This is a genomic window from Bradyrhizobium sp. 23AC (genome assembly GCF_054863025.1).
Window position 1 is genome coordinate 1 of record NZ_JAVAYN010000112.1, and the last position, 278, is coordinate 278.

At 70.5% G+C, this 278-nt stretch carries 1 protein-coding gene; it reads right to left on the bottom strand.

From position 1 onward, the window contains the following. Positions 1 to 278 (bottom strand): ATP-binding cassette domain-containing protein (locus RAD10_RS41685; RefSeq protein ID WP_461622006.1); only part of this gene is annotated, 278 nt, incomplete at both ends.

Sequence of the window (278 nt, forward strand, 5' to 3'; positions counted from 1 at the left end):
CGCACCACCAGCGGCGCGAGGCCGAAGGAGGGCTCGTCCAGCAGCATCAGCCGCGGCCGCAGCATCAGGGCGCGGGCGACCGCGAGCATCTGCTGCTCGCCGCCGGAGAGCGTGCCGGCCTGCTGGGTGTGGCGCTGCTTCAGCACCGGGAAATGCGCGTACATGCGCTCGATGTCGGAGACGATGCCGGCGCTGTCCTTGCGGGTGATGGCCCCGAGCTGGAGATTCTCCTCCACCGTCATGGTGGTGAAGGTTCCGCGGCCCTGCGGCACATGGGC